Origin of the sequence: Paenarthrobacter nicotinovorans (assembly GCF_007670255.1) — a bacterium.
Classification (GTDB): Bacteria; Actinomycetota; Actinomycetes; order Actinomycetales; family Micrococcaceae; genus Arthrobacter; species Arthrobacter nicotinovorans_B.
This window is the reverse complement of record NZ_SZVS01000007.1, coordinates 163,782-183,862: the sequence shown is the minus strand read 5'-3', so window position 1 is coordinate 183,862 and position 20,081 is coordinate 163,782. Positions and strand designations below refer to the sequence as shown.

Below are 20,081 nucleotides of genomic sequence, written 5' to 3'. Positions count from 1 at the left end.
CATCAAAATCGCCGGATCGGCCCCTGGCCTGTTGCCAGGGAAGCCCTGATATCCGGGTGATATATTAGTGAGGTCAAGTATGCAATCGCCCCGCGTCGGCGTCAACCATCCCGGCCCTGCGATCCTGCGGCTCGTGGCGGAGGGTGTAATACCTAGGCCGCGAACAGCGCCTGACGAACCGCCTGCTCGAATCCGCTGACGTGAACCCGGGCAAGCTCTGCAGCCTCTTCTTCATTGCCGTCGATGACTGCACGCAGCAGGTCCAAGTGCTCGCGCACATGGTGTTCCAGGTTCGGCAAGCGGTCCAGCACCATGCACCAGATACGCGTAGCCAGGTTGTCGTAGCGAATCAGGACGTCCTCCAGATGCGGATTTGCGGCCGCGGCGTAGATGCCCTGGTGGACGCTTGCGTCCAGGCGCAACGTCTCGACAACCGAGGCCGCATTGACGTCGAAACCCTCGACAGCCCTCATCACGCTTCGCAGGTGTTCCCTGGTGTCAGCGGAAGCGACCCTCGCGGCACGTGCGGCCGCAAGTGGCTCCAACTGGGCCCGGATTTCGGAGATAAAGGCCAGGTCAGTCACTTCCACCCGGGTAGCGAACGTCCCGCGCCGCGGATAGGTGATCACCAGGCGATCGAGTTCCAAACGCTTCAGCGCCTCGCGGACAGGCGTCCGCCCGACCTCCAGTTCCTTGGCAAGCTGATCGTCATTGAGGATGTCGCCGGGCTTGATGTCAAGCATGAGGAGCCGGTCGCGCAAGCGTTCGTAGGCCACGTCAGCCAGAGATTTCCTGGTGGCATCGCCGATGTTTGCAAGAGTTCCAGTAGCCACAGCGCCAACTCCTTCTTCAAAACCGGGAAATCTATTGACCTGCCCGGGACACCAGTATACGCTGATTTCCAATCCTAATATATCAGTTCATATCCCAGGAATATATCTAGGCAAACTTCTAAGGAGGACACATGACCCTCGTGGCTTCAGACTCACACCTCAGCACTCTTCCAGCTGAACGCGGCCAGCTCAATGGCGAGCAGGCGCAGAAGTTCGTACTCACATTGTCGTGCGTCGAACAGCCGGGCATCGTGCAGGCAGTCACCACCTTCCTCTTCGACCGAGGCTTCAACATCGAAGAACACCAGCAGTTCGACGACAGCCTGCGCCAGACGCTGCACCTGCGCACCGCATTCTCAGGTTCCCAGAGCTTCTCCCCGGAGCGGCTGGAGGACGAGTTCGCTTCGATCGCAGAACGCTTCGACATGAAGTTCAGCTTCCACGACGAGACCAAGCCGCGCGTCCTGGTCATGGTCTCCAAGTTCGGGCACTGCCTGAACGACCTCATCTTCCGCTGGCGCGGCGGAAGCCTCGGCGGCGAACTGGTGGCCGTGGTTTCCAACCACGAGACCCACCGCGCCATGGCAGAGGCTGCCGGACTGCCCTTCATCCACGTTCCGGTCACCCCGGACACCAAGGCCGAGGCAGAGCAGAGGCTCCTGGACCTGGTGGACGAATACCAGGCGGACCTGGTGGTCCTGGCCCGCTACATGCAGGTCCTCTCGGACGACCTGTGCCGCAAGCTCGAAGGTCGCGCCATCAACATCCACCACTCCTTCCTTCCCGGCTTCAAGGGTGCCCGCCCCTACCACCAGGCCTACGACCGCGGCGTCAAGCAGGTAGGCGCAACGGCCCACTACGTCACGGCAGACCTGGACGAGGGCCCGATCATCGAGCAGGAAGTCATCCGCGTGGACCACAGCTACGGTCCCACGGCCCTTTCCACCGTTGGCCAGGACGCGGAAGCCCTCGCCCTGTCCCGAGCCGTCCGCTGGCACTGCGAACACCGCGTCCTGCTGGACCAGACCAGCACCGTCGTCTTCCGCTAAGCGCCCCGCACAAGCCCCGCCCGAATCACGCAGGAGAAACTTTCATGGCATCCACGCCCCGCATTGTCATCATCGGAGCCGGGATCGTCGGCACCAACCTCGCCGACGAACTGGTCACCCGTGGCTGGAACAACATCACCGTCCTGGACCAGGGTCCCCTCAACATGCCTGGTGGTTCCACCTCGCACGCACCCGGACTGGTGTTCCAGACCAACCCTTCCAAGTCCATGGCCCTCTTCGCCAAGTACACGGTGGAGAAGCTCCTGTCCCTGACCGAGGACGGCCAGAGCTGCTTCAACCAGGTGGGCGGCCTTGAAGTTGCCACCACGGAAACCCGCCTGGCAGACCTCAAGCGCAAGCTTGGCTACGCCCAGGCGTGGGGCATCGATGGCAAGATCCTCTCCCGGGAAGAGTGCAAGGAGCTCTACCCGCTCATCAACGAGGAAGACATCCTCGGTGGCCTCCACGTACCCACCGATGGCCTGGCCCTGGCTGCCCGTGCGGTCCAGTTGCTCATCAAGCGCACTGAAGCTGCAGGCGTGAAGTACATCGGCAACACCGAGGTGACCGGTATCGAGCAGTCCAACCGCCGCGTCACCGGCGTCGAAACTGCCGACGGCGTGATCCCCGCGGACATCGTGGTGTCCTGCGCCGGTTTCTGGGGCGCAAAGGTGGGCGAATTGATCGGTATGTCCGTTCCTCTGCTCCCGCTGGCGCACCAGTACGTCAAGACCACCCCGGTTCCCGCCCAGAAGGGCAAGAACGAGCTGCCCAACGGCGCCCAGCTGCCCATCCTGCGCCACCAGGACCAGGATCTTTACTACCGCGAGCACGGCGAGCGCTACGGCATCGGTTCTTACGCCCACCGCCCCATGCCCGTTGACCTCGACGAGCTCGGCACCTTCAAGCCGGAAAGCATCAGCGAGCACAACATGCCGTCCCGCCTCGACTTCACTCTGGAGGACTTCCTTCCGGCATGGGAGGCCACCAAGCAGATCCTCCCGGCACTGCGCGAAAGCGAAATCGAAGACGGCTTCAACGGCATCTTCTCCTTCACCCCGGACGGCGGCTCCCTGGTGGGCGAGTCCAAGGAAGTGGACGGGTTCTTCGTTGCCGAGGCCGTGTGGGTCACTCATTCCGCAGGCATCGCCCGTGCCGTGGCCGAGCTCCTGGTGGACGGCAAGTCCAAGATCGACCTCGGCGACTGCGACATCCACCGCTTCGAAGAGGTCCAGCTGACCCCCGAGTACGTCAGTGAAACTTCCCAGCAGAACTTCGTGGAGATCTACGACGTCCTGCACCCGCTCCAGCCCAAGCTGTCCCCGCGGAACCTTCGCGTCAGCCCGTTCCACGCCCGCCACAAGCAGCTGGGTGGCTACTTCCTTGAAGGTGCCGGTTGGGAACGGCCGTACTGGTTCGAAGCGAATGCCGAACTTCTGAAGGAAATGCCGGACGAGTGGCAGCCGCCGGCCCGTGACTCCTGGTCCGGAATGTTCAGCTCCCCCATCGCGGCGGCAGAGGCCTGGAAGACCCGTACCGCTGTGGCCATGTACGACATGACCCCGCTCAAGCGCCTCGAAGTTTCCGGCCCCGGAGCCCTGAAGCTCCTGCAGGAACTGACCACCGGCGATCTTGCCAAGAAGCCCGGCGCCGTCACCTACACCCTGCTCCTGGACGAGGCCGGTGGCATCCGAAGCGACATCACCGTGGCACGTCTGAGCGAGGATACCTTCCAGCTCGGCGCGAACGGCAACATCGACACCGCCTACTTTGACCGCGCTGCCCGCCACCAGACCGCCAACGGCGGCGCCGAGGACTGGGTCCAGGTCCGCGACACCACCGGCGGCACCTGCTGCATCGGCCTCTGGGGTCCGCTGGCCCGCGATCTTGTCAGCACCATCAGCAATGACGATTTCACCAACGACGGACTCAAGTATTTCCGTTCCAAGCAGGTAGTCATCGGCGGCATTCCTGTCACCGCCATGCGCCTGTCCTACGTTGGCGAACTGGGCTGGGAGCTCTACACGAGCGCCGACAACGGCCAGCGCCTGTGGGATGCACTGTGGAAGGCCGGCCAGCCGTTCGGTGTCATCGCCGCCGGCCGCGCAGCCTTCAGCTCGCTTCGCCTCGAAAAGGGCTACCGCTCGTGGGGCACGGACATGACCACGGAGCACGATCCCTACGAATCCGGCCTCGGTTTCGCCGTGAAGATGGCCAAGGAGAGCTTCGTCGGCAAGGCAGCCCTGGAGGGCCGCAGCGAAGAAACCTCCAAGCGCCGCCTGCGCTGCTTGACGGTCGACGACGGCAGGAGCCTCGTGCTGGGCAAGGAACCGGTGTTCTACAAGGACCAGGCGGTGGGTTACGTCACCAGCGCGGCCTACGGTTACACGGTCCGCAAGCCCATCGCCTACGCCTACCTGCCCTCAGCTGTCTCACTGGGAGACTCCGTGGAAATCGAGTACTTCGGCCGCCGTATCCAGGCGACCGTCACCGAGGATCCGCTGTACGACCCCACCATGAGCCGCCTCCGGGGCTAGTCAGTCCTGCTGCCGCAACCGCGGCATCCAAGACACACGGCCCGGACCCCCTTTCCCTCGCAACCGGGTCCGGGCCGTTGTCTTTCCCCTTATCTTTCTCCAGCCCAGGAAGACACATGATCAGTTCAGAAACAGTCAACGATTATCTGGCCAGGCTCGCCGCCCGCCAACCCACACCAGGCGGCGGAGCGGCGGCTGCGTTGCATGCAGCCCAGGGTGCCGCACTGGTTGCCATGGTTGCCCGGTACACCACCGGCGAAAAGTACGCAGAGCATGAAGGACTGGTCTCCCGTATCACCAGCGCAGCCGACCGGCTGGTAGCGGAGGCCTTGGGCCTTGCCGACGCCGATGAGCAGGCCTTCCAGGGCGTCATCGACTCCTACAAACTTCCTTCCGACACCGAGGAGCTCAAGGCCGCGAAGAAGGCGGCCATCGACGCTGCCCTGGTCCAGGCCGCACAAACCCCGGCGCAGCTCATCAAGGTTGCCGGCGAGATCGTGGACCTCGCTGCCGAACTTTTTGACGTCGCCAACCCCAACGTCATCAGCGACGTCGCTGCTGCCGCTGACGCGGCCCGGGCGGCTGCCACTACCGCACGCATCAACATCGACATCAACCTGGTGGCGATCAAGGACCCCGCCGCACGCGCCGGGCTGGCCGGGCAGACGGACGGACTGGAGGACAAAGCAGTGCTCGCGGCCGATTCACTGGTCAAGCGCGTCCGCGAAAGGATCCTCGCATGAGCGCGGAGCTGCTGTCCGGAAAGCCGCTGGCGGACCTGATCAAGCAACGCGCCCAGGAACAGGCCCGCGCCCTCGAAAGCAGCGGACGCCACCCCGTCCTGGCCGTTGTGGTGGCCACGGACGATGAGTCGACGCTCTGGTACGTCCGGTCCATAGAACGCGCCGCCGAACGCCTGGGCATTGGATGCAGGATCGTCGATCTGGGTTCTGAAGCCACCGAACAAGTAGTGGCGAGCGTCCTGCGCGACTTGAGCGCCGAACCGTCCGTCAATGGCATCATCCTGCAAACTCCGCTGCCTGCAGGGGTTCGCGCCGACAACTTGGTGGGCCTCATCGCCCCCGAAAAGGACATCGACGGCGCCAACCCCCTCAGCCTCGGCCGCTTGGCCGTCGGCCAGCCCGCGTTCGCCCCGGCCACCGCACGCTCGGTCGTGGAGATCCTGGATCACTATGAGGTGCCGGTAGCGGGACGCAACGTGGCCGTCGTCGGGCGTTCAGCAGTGGTGGGCAAGCCGCTGTCCCTGCTCCTTCTGGAGCGGGACGCCACCGTCACCATCTGCCATTCCAAGTCGGGGCCGCTGGAACGCTACACCCAGCCCGCCGACGTCGTGGTGGTTGCCGTCGGCAGGGCCGGGCTGCTGAAGGGCGGGCACCTCTCGCCGGAGACTGTAGTGGTCGACGTCGGAACCAACGTCCTGCCCGACGGTTCTCTGGTGGGGGACGTTGACGAAGCCAGCGTCACCGGTGTCGCCGCCGCACTGACGCCGGTGCCCGGCGGTGTTGGTTCAGTCACCACCGCCCTGTTGCTCCTGCACACCGTGGAAGCCGCGAGCCGGCAGGAACCCGCCCAACTGGCCGCTGCCGCACCCGCTGCCCGGATCTGAAGGGAAACCGCATGGCTACGAAAGCCCCCAACGGAAACATCGACGAGTCAAAGCTGACCGTTACCAAACCCAAGACCAAAGCCGTGGGCATCCCGGCCGTCGCGAACGCGCTGAAGATCTCCCTGGAACAGATGGGTCCGGTGCGCAGCGTTCAGACCCTGCTCGCCGTGAACCAGCTGGACGGCTTCGACTGCATGGGCTGTGCCTGGCCTGAGCATGAAAAGCGCAACGCCGCGGAGTTCTGCGAGAACGGGGCCAAAGCCGTCGCGGAGGAAGCCACCCGCCGACGCGTCACTCCCGAATTCTTCGCCAAGTACTCCGTCGCAGAGCTGAAAACCCGCGACGACTACTGGCTGGGACAGCAGGGACGCCTGACCCACCCCATGGTCTTGGAAGAAGGCGCCACCCATTACACCCCGATCGAATGGGACGCAGCCTACGAGCTGATGGCTGAGGAACTGCGCAGCTTGGAAAGCCCTGACCAGGCCGTGTTCTACACCTCGGGCCGGACCTCCAACGAAGCCGCTTTCGTTTACCAGCTCCTGGTCCGTGGCCTCGGCACGAACAACCTGCCGGACTGCTCCAACATGTGCCATGAGTCCTCCGGCTCGGCGCTGGTGGAAACCATAGGCATCGGAAAAGGTTCCGTCAGCCTGACCGACCTTGAAACGGCGTCGCTGATCTTTGTTGCGGGGCAGAACCCGGGAACCAACCACCCCCGGATGCTCAGTGCACTGGAGAAGGCCAAGAAGAACGGCGCGGTCATCGTGTCCGTGAATCCCCTCCCTGAGGCCGGGCTCCTGCACTTCGAAAACCCGCAGCACGTCCAGGGCGTAGTTTCCGGCGTAAAGCTCACCGACGACTTCCTGCAGATCCGCGCCGGCGGCGACCAGGCCCTCTTCCAGGGCTTGGGCAAATACCTGCTGGAAGCCGAGGCGGAAGGCCGGGCAACTCCCGGCCTGGAGACGGTGCTGGACCACGCGTTCATTAATGACCACACAGTGGGCATCGACGAATACCTGCGCTACCTGGAGAAGGTGGAGTGGGACGACATCGTCGAAGCCACCGGACTCACACTCGAGCAGCTGCACGCGACCGGCGAACGCCTCCTGGCCTCCAATGCCACGATCGTGTGCTGGGCCATGGGACTGACCCAGCACAAGCACTCCGTCCCCACCCTCAGGGATGTTGTGAATGTGCTGCTGCTCCAAGGCAACATCGGAAAGCCCGGTGCCGGCGTGTGTCCGGTTCGCGGCCACTCAAACGTCCAAGGCGACCGCACCATGGGTATCTTCGAAAAGATGCCGGAGACCTTCCACGACCGTCTGGACCAGGAATTCGAGTTCCGCTCACCCCGGGAACACGGCTTTGACACCGTGGCCGCCATCCGTGCAATGCGGGACGGAAATGTCCGCTTCTTCATGGGAATGGGCGGCAACTTCGTCCGGGCGGCCCCTGATTCGGCGGTTACCGAACAGGCCCTTGCCAACACCCGGTTGACGGTGCAGATATCCACCAAGCTCAACCACTCGCACCTGTCCACGGGCCGACGTGCTTTGATCCTGCCGACCCTGGGACGGACCGAGAAGGACACCCAGCGAACGGGCGACCAGCGGGTCACTGTTGAGGACTCCATGAGCGCAGTCCACGCCTCACGGGGCAGGCTCAAGCCCGCAAGTGAGCACCTCCACTCCGAAGTCGCGATCGTCTGCAACCTCGCGGACAGGTTGTTTACCGACGGGCACAGCCGGCTGCCCAACACCCCCAACGCCTCCTGGTTGGCCATGAGGGACGACTACACGTTGATCAGGAAACACATCGAGGCGGTGTTTGACGGCTTCGAGGATTTCGAGGCCCGGATCCAGCACCCCGGCGGCTTCGTCCTGCCGCACCCCCCGCGCGACGCAAGGACGTTCCACACCGCCTCCGGGAAGGCCCACTTCACCGGCAATGAGCTTGAGTACATCAAGGTCCCGCCCGGCAGGCTGGTCCTTCAGACCCTGCGCTCCCACGACCAGTACAACACCACCATCTACGGCAAGGACGACCGCTACCGGGGAATCCACGGTGGCCGGCGTGTAGTGCTCATCAACGCCGAGGACATCAAGGAACTCGGCTTTGCCGATGGAGACATGGTTCACCTGATCTCCGAGTTCCAAGGGGTCGATCGCCGCGCTGAGGACTTCCGCATTGTCTCGTACTCGACGCCGAAGGGTTGCGCCGCTGCGTACTACCCCGAGACCAACGTCCTGGTGCCCCTGGATTCCGTCGCTGATACCAGCGGCACGCCTACCTCGAAATCCGTGATCATCCGGCTGGAGAGGGCCTGAATGCATAAAAGAAACGTCCGTTTGTCCGCATAACCAACCGTCCAATGGTCCGTGAATGGTGCTTCGGTGACCTGAAACCTGGGGAGGTATTTCTCATCGAAGCACCGCTTTCGGACCGTTGGGCGGGCAGTTCAACAACAGCAAGGAACAGGGAGTAACCATGTCAGGAAACAAAGCAGTCGCCTACAAGGAACCCGGTGTCGTTGAAATCATCGACACCGACTACCCAACGTTTGAGCTCAAGGATGGGCCCGGCGTCAACCCTGCCAACGTCGGCAGGAAAGTCCCGCACGGTGTCATTCTGCGGACAGTCACCACCAACATCTGCGGTTCCGACCAGCACATGGTCCGCGGACGCACCACCGCGCCCAAGAACCTGGTCCTCGGCCACGAAATCACCGGCGAAGTAGTGGAGGTGGGACCCGACGTCGAATTCATTAAAGTGGGTGACATCGTCTCGGTGCCGTTCAACATCTCCTGTGGACGCTGCCGGAACTGCAAGGAGCAGAAGACCGGCATCTGCCTCAACGTCAACCCCGACCGTCCCGGCAGTGCCTACGGCTACGTCGACATGGGCGGCTGGGTAGGCGGCCAGGCAGAATACGTCCTGGTCCCCTACGCCGACTGGAACCTCCTGCGCTTCCCGGACCGCGACCAGGCCCTTGAGAAGATCATGGACCTGACCATGCTCTCGGACATCTTCCCCACAGGCTTCCATGGCGCTGTCACCGCCGGCGTCGGAGTCGGTTCCACCGTGTACGTTGCAGGAGCCGGTCCCGTGGGTATCGCCGCCGCCGTCGGCGCCCAACTGTTGGGGGCCGCCGTCGTGATTGTGGGCGACATGAACGAAGACCGCCTGGCCCAGGCCCGGTCCTTCGGTTGCGAAACCGTCAACGTTTCCCAGGGCGACCCCAAGGACCAGATCGAGCAGATCCTCGGCGTGCCCGAAGTGGACTGCGGCGTCGACGCCGTGGGCTTCGAAGCACGTGGACACGGCAAGGACGCTTCGCATGAGGCCCCGGCCACCGTGCTGAACTCCCTGATGGATATCACTGCAGCCGGCGGCGCCCTCGGCATCCCCGGCCTGTACGTCACGGGCGACCCGGGCGGAATCGACGAAGCCGCCAAGCACGGATCGCTCTCGCTGTCCCTGGGCACCGGCTGGGCCAAATCCTTGTCCTTCACCACCGGACAATGCCCGGTCATGAAGTACAACCGCCAGCTCATGATGGCGATCCTCCACGACAAGGTCCAGATCGCCAAGGCAGTGAACGCCAAGGCGATTCCGCTCGAAGACGCACCCCGCGGTTACGCAGAGTTCGACGCTGGAGCGGCAACCAAGTTCGTACTGAACCCCAACGGCTACGTGAAGAACTAGTACACCGGGTTTAAGTACGTACCAACAGATGCCGGGGACGGCGCGGCAGAATTACGGGAAGGCCGTGCAGTCCCCGGCATCTGTGCCCCCACCACAAAGCACCACCCAGGAAGCGGACACCCATGCTTGCACACAAGGAGTTACCGGTCCGGTCGGACCACGCCACTACATGGGAAGAAGCGCGGCAACTCGCCTACCGCTGCGCCGTTCCGCTGCCTTCGGCGACAACAAGCCTGGATATGGCCGTCGGCTGTGCCGTGGCCCAGGATGTCATTGCGCGCATGGACCTCCCCCACTACGCGTCGTCGGCCATGGACGGCTGGGCCATCAATGGCACCGGCCCCTGGACCGTCGTCGGGTCCGGACGCCGTTTGTCTGCCGGCCAAGCCAGTGTCATCGCCACCGGCGGCCTCATTCCTGCAGGCGCCACCGGCGTGCTTCGCAAGGAAAGCGGACGGATGGACGACGGCGGACTCCTCACCCTTCTGCCCGACGCCAAACCGGGCGAGACAGTTCCCGGGCGGCACATCCGTCCGGCCGGGGAAGAAGCCACCGCCGGGGACATCCTCATCCCTGCCGGAACAGTACTCAACCCGGCACACCTTGCCCTCGCCGCTGTGGCGGGACACGACAACGTCCTGGTGCAGCGCAAGCCGGGGGTCGCCGTCGTACTGACGGGCTCGGAAGTCATCACCTCAGGTAAGCCAGCGCCAGGTCAGGTGCGCGACGCCTTCGGCCCGCAGCTCAATGCCGTCATTCCACAGCTCGGAGGGATTGCGCTGGGTCAGACACGGATCGGTGACTCGTACGACGAATGGCTGGCAGCGCTGGCCGGCGCTGGAGCCGGGCAGCGGCCCGACGTAACGATCACCACCGGCGGAACGGGCAAATCCGGGACGGACCACTTCCGTGCGGCCGTCGAAGCCCTCGGCGGGCGGCTCCTGCTGGACGGCGTTGCCATGCGGCCGGGCCACCCTGCGGTGATGGCCGAACTTCCCGACGGCCGCTTCATCATTGGGCTGCCGGGCAATCCGCTGGCGGCCATGTTGGCGCTCATGACCCTGGGAGAGCCGCTGCTCGCTGCCCTGGGAAACCGTCCATTCAGGGCAGCCACGCCCATGCTCTCCGGCGCCGACATCGAGCCCGTCCCCGGGAAGACACGCCTCATGCCCTGCAGCATTGTCCATGGCCTCGTATTTCCCGCCTCCCATACGGGGCCCGGGATGATGCGCGGACTCGCCTGGGCCGACGGGTACATGGCAGTGCCACCGGAAGGAGCAGCCGCCGGCGAACCCGTTCCTGTCCTGCCTCTGCCGTGGACAACACCCGGGCAGCCTGGAGAAGTCCGTCTAGGATGAGGGAGGACGAGGACGCGGGCCGTTCAGGGCTATTAGGCCCAGGACCGCCCGCCAGGACAACGACACACGAGGCACCATGGCCGCACGCAGCAACCCGGACTTGGACGCGGATTCCCAGGGCGGAGGCGTCCAGTCAGTGGACCGCGCCCTGCAGATCCTGGAAATCCTGGCCCGGGAAGGCGATGCCGGAGTCAGCGAGATCGCCGAGGAAATGGGCGTCCACAAATCCACCGTATCCCGGCTGGTTGGCTCCCTTGTGGGCCGTGATTTGGTCCGGCAGAACAACGAGCGCGGCAAGTACCAACTGGGTTTCGGCATTCTCCGGCTGGCGTCCTCCATACCCGGCAGGCTCAGTGTTGTGCATGAGGCCCGGGAAGTCCTGGAAGCCCTTGCCCACGAATACAAGGAAACCGTCAACCTCGCTGTTTTGAGGTCCAATTACGCGGTCAACGTGGATCAGGCCATGGGGCCGTCAACGCTGGCAACCTACGACTGGGTGGGAAGCCTGACGCCGTTGCACGCGACCTCCAGCGGCAAGGTCCTCTTGGCGGCGCTGACAGCCGACGAAAGAACCCAGGTCTTCAAGGCGGTCGGACTGCCGGCCCGGACACCACGCACAGTGACCAACCGCGGGGAACTGGAGAAGCAGCTGCTGGAGGTGGCCCGAAAGGGGTATGCCATCGTCTACGAAGAGTTCGAGATAGGGCTCACGGCTGTCGCCGTGCCGATTTACAACCACACGGGCAGCGTTATCGCTTCAGTAAGCATCTCGGGTCCGGCGTTCCGCTTTTCGCCAGAGGACCAACCGGGGCTTATCGACGGACTGCGTGAGGCCGGGCTGATCATCAGCGCCCGGATGGGGTACAGGCACCGCTAGGCGGTGTCGCAGCTCCGACGCCTAGCGGCCGTTCCAGGAGCTCACGAAGCGTCCTCAGATGACTGTTGTCCGCCGCCGCAAATGGCCCTTCCCGTGGGCTTCCGTGTATGGGTACTTCATGTAGTGAACTTACCGGTGTCTGCAGACTCCCACGTCAAGGCCAATTGATATATCAAATTGCCGTCACAGAGCCGAAAAGCCTTGACTTTGCAGTGTGACGCGGCGCACTCTGTTGCTTAGCGCGAATCTTGTTGATTCATGCGGAACGACCCAATCTCCCTTCGAATGCAGGCCGTTAGGGCATTCATCCAAGAAAAACCATGACTCGCCGAGCAAAGGACCCGCTCATGGCTACAAACAGTGACACAAAACCCTTAACACCGGAGGAGTTACCGGCTGACGATCGTCCGGCAGGTAATTCAGCGGCCCACCCCGTCCACGTGGAGGTTCCTGAGGAAGTCCTCAGCGTCTCCCCCGATGCAAGCAAGGCAGCAGCCCTCAACGACGAGGACGGAGGCGCAGGAACCCTCCCGGATGCTGAAGAATACGAACAAATCCTGGTGGAACTGCGCCACGCCAAGACCGAGCAGGCCGTCACGGCCCGCCGGAACCAGAAACTTACCCTCGACAAAGTCACCTTCGGGATCACGGGCGCCATCGCCGTCGCCTTCGTGGTCTGGGGCTTTGTCGGTCGCGACAGCCTGTCCGAAACGTCCAAAGGTGCCCTGAACTGGGTAATGGAATACACAGGCTGGCTGTTCATGGTCCTCGCCTCCCTGTTCGTCGTCTTCGTCCTGTGGTTGGCATTGGGCAAATTCGGCAACATCCCGCTGGGCAAGGACGGCGAGAAGCCCGAATTCCGTACTGTTTCCTGGGTAGCCATGATGTTCGCGGCAGGCATGGGCATCGGCCTCATGTTCTACGGTGTGGCCGAGCCGCTCTACCACTACATCTCTCCCCCACCAGGGACAGTTGACGGCCGGACACCTGCCGCCATCCAGACCGCAATGGCCACCTCGATCTTCCACTGGACCCTCCACCCCTGGGCCATGTACGCAGTAGTCGGCATCGCCATGGCCTACGGAACGTACCGTCTGGGCCGGAGGCAGTTGGTGTCCGCTGCGTTCACTTCCCTGTTCGGCATCCGCATGGTGGAAGGGCCTGTCGGCAAGTTCATCAACATCCTGGCCATCTTCGCCACGCTCTTCGGCACCGCCGCTTCCCTGGGCCTTGGCGCCCTCCAGATCGGCAGCGGCATGACGTCGAACGGATGGCTCGGCGAGGTCGGCACTCCGGTACTTGTGGTCATCGTAGCCATCTTGACCTTCTGCTTCGTGGCATCGGCCGTCTCCGGCATCAGCCGCGGAATCCAGTGGCTCTCCAACATCAACATGGTGCTTGCCGTGGTACTGGCGCTCATCGTGTTCGTTGCGGGTCCCACCCTGTTCATCCTCAACCTGATCCCCTCCGCGATCGGCGACTATGCCCGCGATCTCGCTGAAATGTCATCCCGGACAGAAGCCGTGGGCGACGAAGCATTGCGCAGCTGGATGACCAGCTGGACCATCTTCTACTGGGCCTGGTGGATTTCATGGACGCCCTTCGTGGGCCTCTTCATCGCCCGCATCAGCCGCGGGCGCACCATCCGCCAGTTCGTCACCGGCGTGCTGCTGGTGCCCAGCATTGTCAGCGTGATCTGGTTCGGAATCTTCGGCGGAGCCGCTTTCAATATCCAGCAGGAAGCTGACAAGGCCGGCACCCCCGGCCTGGTGACCACCACCAACGGCGTACCGTCCGTCAACTTCGACGGCGCGCTCTTTGATCTGGTCAAGAACCTGGGCATGCCCGGTTGGGCTACTGCCGCTGTCATCGTGCTGGCCATGGTGCTCGTGGCAATCTTCTTCATCACCGGTGCCGACGCCGCGTCCATCGTCATGGGATCGCTTAGCTCCAACGGGGCAGAGCACCCGCGCCGCGCCGTCGTCATCTTCTGGGGAAGCCTCACAGGTGCCGTTGCCGCCGTCATGCTCTTGGCCGGTGGTGACGAACCATCAGAAGCCCTGGCCGGATTGCAGAGAGTCACGATTGTTGCGGCGCTGCCGTTCGTGATCGTGATGCTGCTGCTCTGCTTCGCCCTGGCCAAGGACCTTCGGCGGGATCCGTTGTCGCTGCACAGGCGCCTGGCCACTTCGGTGGTGGACCGCGCCATCCGGACCGGCGTTGAGCAACATGGCGGCGTGCAATTCGACCTCGTCACCAAGCACGAGTGTGCCGGTAAGTGCAACGAATCCGATTGTCCCGGCGGAACGGCTACCGGAACCATCCCGCTGGTGGGCAAACCTCCGCTGGACTCCGGCAGCAAATAGCCAGTCACGAACAGTCCCAATTTCCCAACGCACAGATAGGTCCCCCATGTCCTACGTCACCACCGAAGGAACAGTCCGGCTCAGCAGCCAGTCAAACGATGTGACCCTCACCTTGGACGCTTCCAAACCCATGACGGTCCGCATCCAGCTCGATCACTGCCCCTGCGGGTCCGAACACAGCCGCCCGGGCTCTTATGTCGACAGCGAGCTGAACAGCTAGTCCTTCAACCACAAAGCAGGCGCCGGAATCCCGGCGCCTGCTTTTTTGTGTGCTGCGTGAGGCTGCTGCGTGAGGCCAAGGCCTACTTGGGCATCAGCACGGAGTCGATCAGGTAGACCGTGGCGTTGGCGGTCTTGACGCCACCGCAGATCACGTTTGCGCCGTCGACCGTGAGGGCGTCCTTGGTGCCGGCAACCGTCACTTCGCCACCCTGGACTGTCTTGTGGGTGCCGACGATCTTGTCCGGAGTGATCTGGCCGGGGACTACGTGGTAGGTGAGGATCTTGCTGAGGGTAGCGTCATCGGTCTTCAGCGCCTCGATGGTGGCGGGGTCTATCTTGGCGAAAGCGTCGTCAACCGGTGCGAATACCGTGAACTCGCTGCCGTTAAGGGTGGAGACCAGGTCCACCTTGGGGTTGAGCTTGCCGGAAACAGCGGCGGTCAAGGTCTTGAGCAGCGGGTTGTTGGATGCCGCAACGGCCACCGGGTCCTGGGCCATGCCCTGTACCGAACCGGCACCGTCCGGAACCTGTGCGGCGTAACCGGCGCAGCCGGGGCCCACAAGGTTGGCGGCCGGATCCATGGTCGCACTGCTCATGGCGGACGACGACGGCGACGGCGCCATCGACGAAGGAGCCGCGGACGAGCTCATCGGAGCCGGTGCGGACGAAGAGGAAGCCGAGCTGGAGGAGCCGGATCCACCACAGGCAGTGAGCCCGAGAAGGGTGGCTGCAGTGAGGCCAACGAAGGCGAGGGCGGGGCGCTTTGTGGACAACATGTCATTCTCCTTGTTTTCGGAACCAGGGCGTTGGATCCATCGGGTGGTGGGACACGGGCCGCAAGTACCGCTCTTGCTGTACCTCCGGTTTGTGTCTCACCAGCTATTCGGAGGATGGGACGGGGTGGATGGGTGCGGATTGAAAAACTTTTTTGAACTCCGTGCGACGCGGGGTCACTTATGGCCCATTCAGGGCGTATTTAGGGGCCATAAGTGACCCCGCGTTGTTCTAGAACTCTGCGGACACGGTGCGCATCACGCGAGGCGATGATGGTGTGGTTGAAAAGTGCGGGCATGCAGGTCTCCTGTGTTCAGTGGAATGTCTGATGGGTTCATCGATCCACAAGGAGGTGCGCGCGCAGCACCCGCGAAGCGCGTCAGTGGTCGGCCGGGTAGCCGATCCGTGCAGGGCCGCGGCCCGATCCGGTCATCACGCTGGACAGTCTAGCGGAGCGTGTGCGCCGGTGACAGGATGGGCTGATGGCTATCGAAGTCCGTCCCGCCACAGAGTTCGACGACGTCAAAGCGATGGTGGGGCCCAAGCGCCCCGACTCCAATGTGTGCTGGTGCCTGAGCTACAGGATTCCGTCCAAGCTGAATCTGAGCCTGCAGCGCCAGGAGCGTGGAAAGTACGTCGAGAAGCTGGTCGCCGAAGACCCACCTCCCGGTGTTTTGGCGTACGACGGCGACGAAGTAGTCGGGTGGGCAGCCGTCCACCCTCGGGCGGACACCAGTTTCGCAACGAACCGGAAGATCCCCCATGCGGACGACTCCGAGGTCTGGTCCGTGTGGTGCATCCGCGTGCGGCCTGGGCACCGTGGAAAGGGGATCTCGCACGCACTCCTGCAAGGCGCCATAGAGTTCGCCAGGAGCCACGGCGCCCCGGCCATCGAGGGCTATCCCGTGGACAACAAGGGCGGGAAGGTCGACCTGACCATGGCGTACGTGGGGACGCGAAGGCTCTTTGAGAAAGCAGGCTTCACCAAGGTCGCCGAAACCACGTCCGTGCTCAACGGGTTCCCCCGAGTACTGATGCGCCTGAACCTCAGCTAAGCCACCCAACTAGGGGGACTGCAAGCGGGCTGTCATCCTGTGCGCTTCCTCGAGCAACAGCTTGCCGAGGAACTCCTGCCGGTCCGGGCGGAAGCGGGGTTCGATTCCTGTCAGTGAAAGAGCCCACGCCGGCCGTCCCTGGGTGTCGAACACGGCCGCACCCATCCCCCAGCTGCCTTCCAGGATCAACCCGGGATTCACCGAGTAGCCTGTCAGCCGGGTCTTCTCCAGATTTCCCCGGACGACGTCGGCAGTGTGCCCCGCAGCGAAGTCACCAGCGTGGGCAGCCCAGTCCCCCAGCAGCGACTCCTGTTCCTCCTCCGGCAAGAACGCCATGATCGCCGTGCCGGCGGAGGCTATCCCCAGAGGGAACCGCACCCCCTCATGGAGCACGAAGGAGCGCACCGGGAACGACCCCTCCTCGCGCAGCACACAGACAGTCTCGTTGCCTCTGCGGATGGAAAAGAAGGCGCTCTCCCCTGTCTCAGCAGCCAAGCGTCGCAGGGAGGGCCGGGCAATGTCCTCCATGGGAAAACGTGCCGCCGCCACCGAGCCCAGCAGGAAAACTTCCGGCCCCAGCACCCACTTTCCGGTTCCGGAGTCATGTTCCAGCAAGCCTTCCGCAGCCAGGGAGCTCAGTAGCCGGTGAACCGTGGGCCTGGTCAATCCGGATTCCCGCACCAAGCCAGCCAACGAGGTCCCTTCGGGCTTGCGACCCACCAGGCGCAGCAGCAACGCCACGCGGCCAACCACTTGGGCTCCCTGCACCGACATAACAGTCCTTCCAACAAGAATTCATCCACAATATGGACAAGTCCCAGCGTACCGTCCACACCGTGAATAGCCAATGGAATCGGCCATTGACGCTCCCGCGACGCAAAACCTAGGCTTCAAAGCAGACACGAAAAACGTCCACAAAGTGGATACACACTCAATGAGGAGCCCAGCATGTCCAAACTCCACGCGAGCGCAGCCCAAGCGCTCCATGACCTTTTGGCAGACGGCCAGACCATCGCCGTCGGCGGTTTTGGCCTGAGCGGCATCCCCGCCGACCTGATCGACGCCGTCCGCGAGTCGGGCGTCAAGGATCTCACCATCGTCTCGAACAACATGGGCGTCGACGGCAAGGGCTTGGGAGTCCTTATCGAGGCGGGCCAGGTCCGCAAAGTCATCGCCTCCTACGTCGGCGAGAACAAGCTGTTCGCCGAGCAGTACCTGGCCGGCCAGCTGGAGGTCGAGTTCACACCGCAGGGCACCCTCGCTGAACGCCTCCGTGCAGGCGGCGCCGGCATCCCGGCCTTCTACACCCGCACCGGCGTGGGCACCCTGGTTGCCGAAGGCAAGCCGCTGGAAGAGTTCGACGGCGTGACTTACGTCCGCGAGCGCGCCATCACGGCAGATATCGCCCTGGTCCACGCCCACACCGCGGACACCGACGGCAACCTGGTCTACCGCTACACGGCGCGGAACTTCAACCCGGTGGTCGCTACGGCGGGCAAAGTGACCATCGCCGAGGCGGAGGTCATCGTGGAGCCGGGCCGGCTGGACCCGAACCACATCGTCACCCCGGGCGTCTACGTCCAGCGGTTGGTGCAGGCCACCGGCCGCGTCAAGGACATTGAACAGCGCACGGTCCGCCAGCGCCTCGAATCCGCGGCCGTCTAAGCCGCCCTCCAAGCAGAGAATAGGAGCAACACCATGGCATGGACACGTGACCAGATGGCTGCCATCGCGGCCGAAGAACTCAACGACGGCGACTACGTCAACCTCGGCATCGGCATCCCGACGCTCGTTGCAAACAACCTGCCCGACGGCGTGCGGGTGGTCCTCCAGAGCGAGAATGGCCTGCTTGGGATGGGCCCGTTCCCCTACGAGGGCGAGGAAGACGCCGACCTCATCAACGCCGGCAAACAAACCGTCACTATCACTCCCGGCGGCAGCATCTTCGACTCGGCAACGTCGTTCGGCATGATCCGCGGGGGCCACGTCAAGGTCGCCATCCTCGGTGCCATGCAGGTGTCCGGCAGCGGGGACCTGGCCAACTGGACCATTCCCGGCAAGATGGTCAAGGGCATGGGCGGGGCCATGGACCTGGTCGCCGGAACACCGCGGGTAGTGGTCCTGACCGAGCACAATGCCAAGGATGGCTCAGCGAAGATCGTGACCGAATGCACGCTGCCCCTAACGGGCCTGAAGTGCGTGGACCGGATCATCACGGACCTCGCCGTTTTCGATATCGTGCCGGATGAAACGCACGACGGCGGCACGCGCCTGCTGCTGACCAGGCTCGCCCCGGGCGTCACCGTGGAGGAGATCCGGGACAAGACCGAGGCCGAGTTCGACGTCGCACTGGAGGACAGCGCGGCTGCAGAACCAACAGCACTGGAAGGAGCTACGGCATGAGCCTCAAGGATCAATTCGGCAAGGACATCCTGCTCACGGGCTGGGGCCACAGCAAGTTCGGCAAGCTCACCGACGACACCTTGGAGACGCTGATCGTCGAGGTCGCCGGTGAAGCGATCCGGAACTCAGGCCTGGACCCCAAGGACATCGACGAAATCTACCTTGGCCAGTTCAACTCCGGCATGCAGCCATTGGGTTTCACGTCGTCGCTGGCGTTGCAGCTCTCGGCGGATCTGGCCAACGTACCAGCCACCCGCACCGAGAATGCTTGCGCTTCAGGTTCTGCGGCGTTCCAGCAGGGAGTGAAGGCACTCCTCGCGGGCACAGCCCGGAATGTCTTGGTAATCGGTGCGGAAAAGATGACCGACGCCGGTGCCGACGTGGTTGGCGCGGCCCTCCTGGGTGCGTCCTATGAGATGGCCGGCAAGCCTTCGACCACCGGTTTCACGGGCCTTTTCGCGGAGGTAGCCCAGCACTACGACAAGCGCTACGGCTCATCGATCAGCAGCCCGGGATACGAAGCGGGCCTCGGAGATGTCCTGGGCTCCATCTCGGCCAAGAACCACCGCAACGGCATGGACAACCCGTACGCCCAGATGCACCGTGACTTCGGCGAGGAGTTCTGCCGCACCATTTCGGACAAGAATCCCATGGTGGCCGAGCCCCTGCGCCGCACCGACTGTTCGCCGGTCTCCGACGGTGCTGCCGCCGTCGTACTGTCCACCCAAGCGACCCACGGCGCAACCGCAGCCGTGCGCCTCGCCGGATTTGGCCACGCGAACGATTTCTTCCCGGCGGAGAAGCGCGACCCCACCGAGTTCGCCGCCACGCGGGCTTCGTGGGAGCGGGCGTTCGGCATGGCGGGCGTTGAGGTAGGCGACTTGGACTTCGCGGAGGTGCACGACTGCTTCACCATCGCCGAACTCATCATGTATGAGGCCATGGGCCTGGCCCCACGCGGCGAGGGTTCCCGGGCGATCAAGGAAGGCTGGGTCTACAAGGACGGAAAGCTGCCCGTCAACGTGTCCGGCGGCCTGAAGGCAAAGGGCCACCCTGTTGGTGCCACGGGCGTGTCGCAGCACGTAATCGCGGCGATGCAGCTCAGTGGCACCGCCGGGGACATGCAGTTGCCCAATGCCCGGCGCGGAGCGGTTCAAAACATGGGCGGCGTGGGCATCGCGAATTACGTGAGCATCCTCGAATCGCTGTAGGAACCCAACTAGGGGACAGCAAACGTTCCACTGAGCGCTCATTGGAACAAGTGCTGTCCCC

General features: G+C 63.7%; 17 protein-coding genes. 14 read left to right on the top strand and 3 right to left on the bottom strand.

The genetic code is table 11. The features are described 5' to 3' along the window. Nucleotides 1-152: 152 nt before the first annotated feature. A complete protein-coding gene (locus FDP28_RS12855; protein WP_144661828.1) occupies nucleotides 153-833 on the bottom strand; it encodes a GntR family transcriptional regulator in 681 nt (226 codons plus the stop codon). Nucleotides 834-964: 131 nt separating this feature from the next. Here FDP28_RS12855 and purU point away from each other — a divergent pair, with 131 nt between their 5' ends. From purU to FDP28_RS20570, 10 genes are all read left to right on the top strand, one after another. Next, nucleotides 965-1,882: a formyltetrahydrofolate deformylase gene (purU, locus tag FDP28_RS12850; RefSeq protein ID WP_144661827.1), complete on the top strand. Its 918-nt coding sequence runs from the start codon at nucleotides 965-967 to the stop codon at nucleotides 1,880-1,882. A gap of 44 nt (nucleotides 1,883-1,926) precedes the next feature. After that, nucleotides 1,927-4,419 carry a GcvT family protein gene (locus FDP28_RS12845; RefSeq protein ID WP_144661826.1) on the top strand — a complete coding sequence of 831 codons (2,493 nt, stop codon included), beginning with the start codon at nucleotides 1,927-1,929 and terminating at the stop codon, nucleotides 4,417-4,419. Between the two features lie 116 nt (nucleotides 4,420-4,535). After that, nucleotides 4,536-5,162 carry a cyclodeaminase/cyclohydrolase family protein gene (locus FDP28_RS12840; RefSeq protein ID WP_144661825.1) on the top strand — a complete coding sequence of 209 codons (627 nt, stop codon included), beginning with the start codon at nucleotides 4,536-4,538 and terminating at the stop codon, nucleotides 5,160-5,162. Further along, the gene (locus FDP28_RS12835) at nucleotides 5,159-6,046 is read left to right on the top strand and encodes a bifunctional 5,10-methylenetetrahydrofolate dehydrogenase/5,10-methenyltetrahydrofolate cyclohydrolase (RefSeq protein WP_144661824.1); all 888 of its coding nucleotides are present in this window, start codon (nucleotides 5,159-5,161) and stop codon (nucleotides 6,044-6,046) included. Before FDP28_RS12840 ends, FDP28_RS12835 begins: the two co-directional genes overlap by 4 nt. A gap of 11 nt (nucleotides 6,047-6,057) precedes the next feature. Continuing rightward, nucleotides 6,058-8,376 carry an FdhF/YdeP family oxidoreductase gene (locus FDP28_RS12830; protein ID WP_144661823.1) on the top strand — a complete coding sequence of 773 codons (2,319 nt, stop codon included), beginning with the start codon at nucleotides 6,058-6,060 and terminating at the stop codon, nucleotides 8,374-8,376. Between the two features lie 160 nt (nucleotides 8,377-8,536). Continuing rightward, nucleotides 8,537-9,754, top strand: a complete 1,218-nt coding sequence (gene fdhA / locus FDP28_RS12825) for a formaldehyde dehydrogenase, glutathione-independent (protein ID WP_144661822.1) — start codon at nucleotides 8,537-8,539, stop codon at nucleotides 9,752-9,754. Between the two features lie 122 nt (nucleotides 9,755-9,876). Next, entirely contained in the window at nucleotides 9,877-11,112 is a 1,236-nt protein-coding gene (locus FDP28_RS12820) for a molybdopterin molybdotransferase MoeA (protein WP_144661821.1), read from the top strand. Between the two features lie 76 nt (nucleotides 11,113-11,188). Further along, nucleotides 11,189-11,989 carry an IclR family transcriptional regulator gene (locus tag FDP28_RS12815; protein ID WP_144661820.1) on the top strand — a complete coding sequence of 267 codons (801 nt, stop codon included), beginning with the start codon at nucleotides 11,189-11,191 and terminating at the stop codon, nucleotides 11,987-11,989. A 347-nt stretch (nucleotides 11,990-12,336) separates the two neighbouring features. Beyond that, nucleotides 12,337-14,355 (top strand): BCCT family transporter, encoded by a 2,019-nt coding sequence (locus FDP28_RS12810; RefSeq protein WP_260842461.1) that lies wholly within the window; start codon nucleotides 12,337-12,339, stop codon nucleotides 14,353-14,355. Between the two features lie 46 nt (nucleotides 14,356-14,401). Continuing rightward, nucleotides 14,402-14,575: a hypothetical protein gene (locus FDP28_RS20570; RefSeq protein WP_186313620.1), complete on the top strand. Its 174-nt coding sequence runs from the start codon at nucleotides 14,402-14,404 to the stop codon at nucleotides 14,573-14,575. A gap of 82 nt (nucleotides 14,576-14,657) precedes the next feature. Here the strand turns inward: FDP28_RS20570 and FDP28_RS12805 are convergent, their stop codons facing one another. Beyond that, complete coding sequence (locus tag FDP28_RS12805) at nucleotides 14,658-15,353, bottom strand: fasciclin domain-containing protein (protein ID WP_144661818.1); 696 nt, start codon at nucleotides 15,351-15,353, stop codon at nucleotides 14,658-14,660. A 480-nt stretch (nucleotides 15,354-15,833) separates the two neighbouring features. Here FDP28_RS12805 and FDP28_RS12800 point away from each other — a divergent pair, with 480 nt between their 5' ends. Then, nucleotides 15,834-16,406, top strand: coding sequence for a GNAT family N-acetyltransferase (locus FDP28_RS12800; protein ID WP_144661817.1), 573 nt, complete (start codon nucleotides 15,834-15,836; stop codon nucleotides 16,404-16,406). A gap of 9 nt (nucleotides 16,407-16,415) precedes the next feature. Here FDP28_RS12800 and FDP28_RS12795 read toward each other — a convergent pair whose 3' ends face one another. After that, nucleotides 16,416-17,180 (bottom strand): IclR family transcriptional regulator, encoded by a 765-nt coding sequence (locus FDP28_RS12795; RefSeq protein WP_144661816.1) that lies wholly within the window; start codon nucleotides 17,178-17,180, stop codon nucleotides 16,416-16,418. 174 nt (nucleotides 17,181-17,354) lie between these two features. Here FDP28_RS12795 and FDP28_RS12790 point away from each other — a divergent pair, with 174 nt between their 5' ends. Genes FDP28_RS12790 through FDP28_RS12780 form a run of 3 tightly spaced genes read left to right on the top strand, consistent with a single transcriptional unit; the run spans nucleotide 17,355 to nucleotide 20,020 of the window. Next, nucleotides 17,355-18,071, top strand: coding sequence for a CoA transferase subunit A (locus tag FDP28_RS12790; protein ID WP_144661815.1), 717 nt, complete (start codon nucleotides 17,355-17,357; stop codon nucleotides 18,069-18,071). A gap of 33 nt (nucleotides 18,072-18,104) precedes the next feature. After that, on the top strand, nucleotides 18,105-18,809 hold the full coding sequence (locus tag FDP28_RS12785; RefSeq protein ID WP_144661814.1) for a CoA transferase subunit B: 705 nt from the start codon (nucleotides 18,105-18,107) through the stop codon (nucleotides 18,807-18,809). Continuing rightward, entirely contained in the window at nucleotides 18,806-20,020 is a 1,215-nt protein-coding gene (locus FDP28_RS12780) for an acetyl-CoA acetyltransferase (RefSeq protein ID WP_144661813.1), read from the top strand. The genes FDP28_RS12785 and FDP28_RS12780 overlap by 4 nt, the downstream gene beginning before the upstream one ends. Nucleotides 20,021-20,081: the final 61 nt, after the last annotated feature.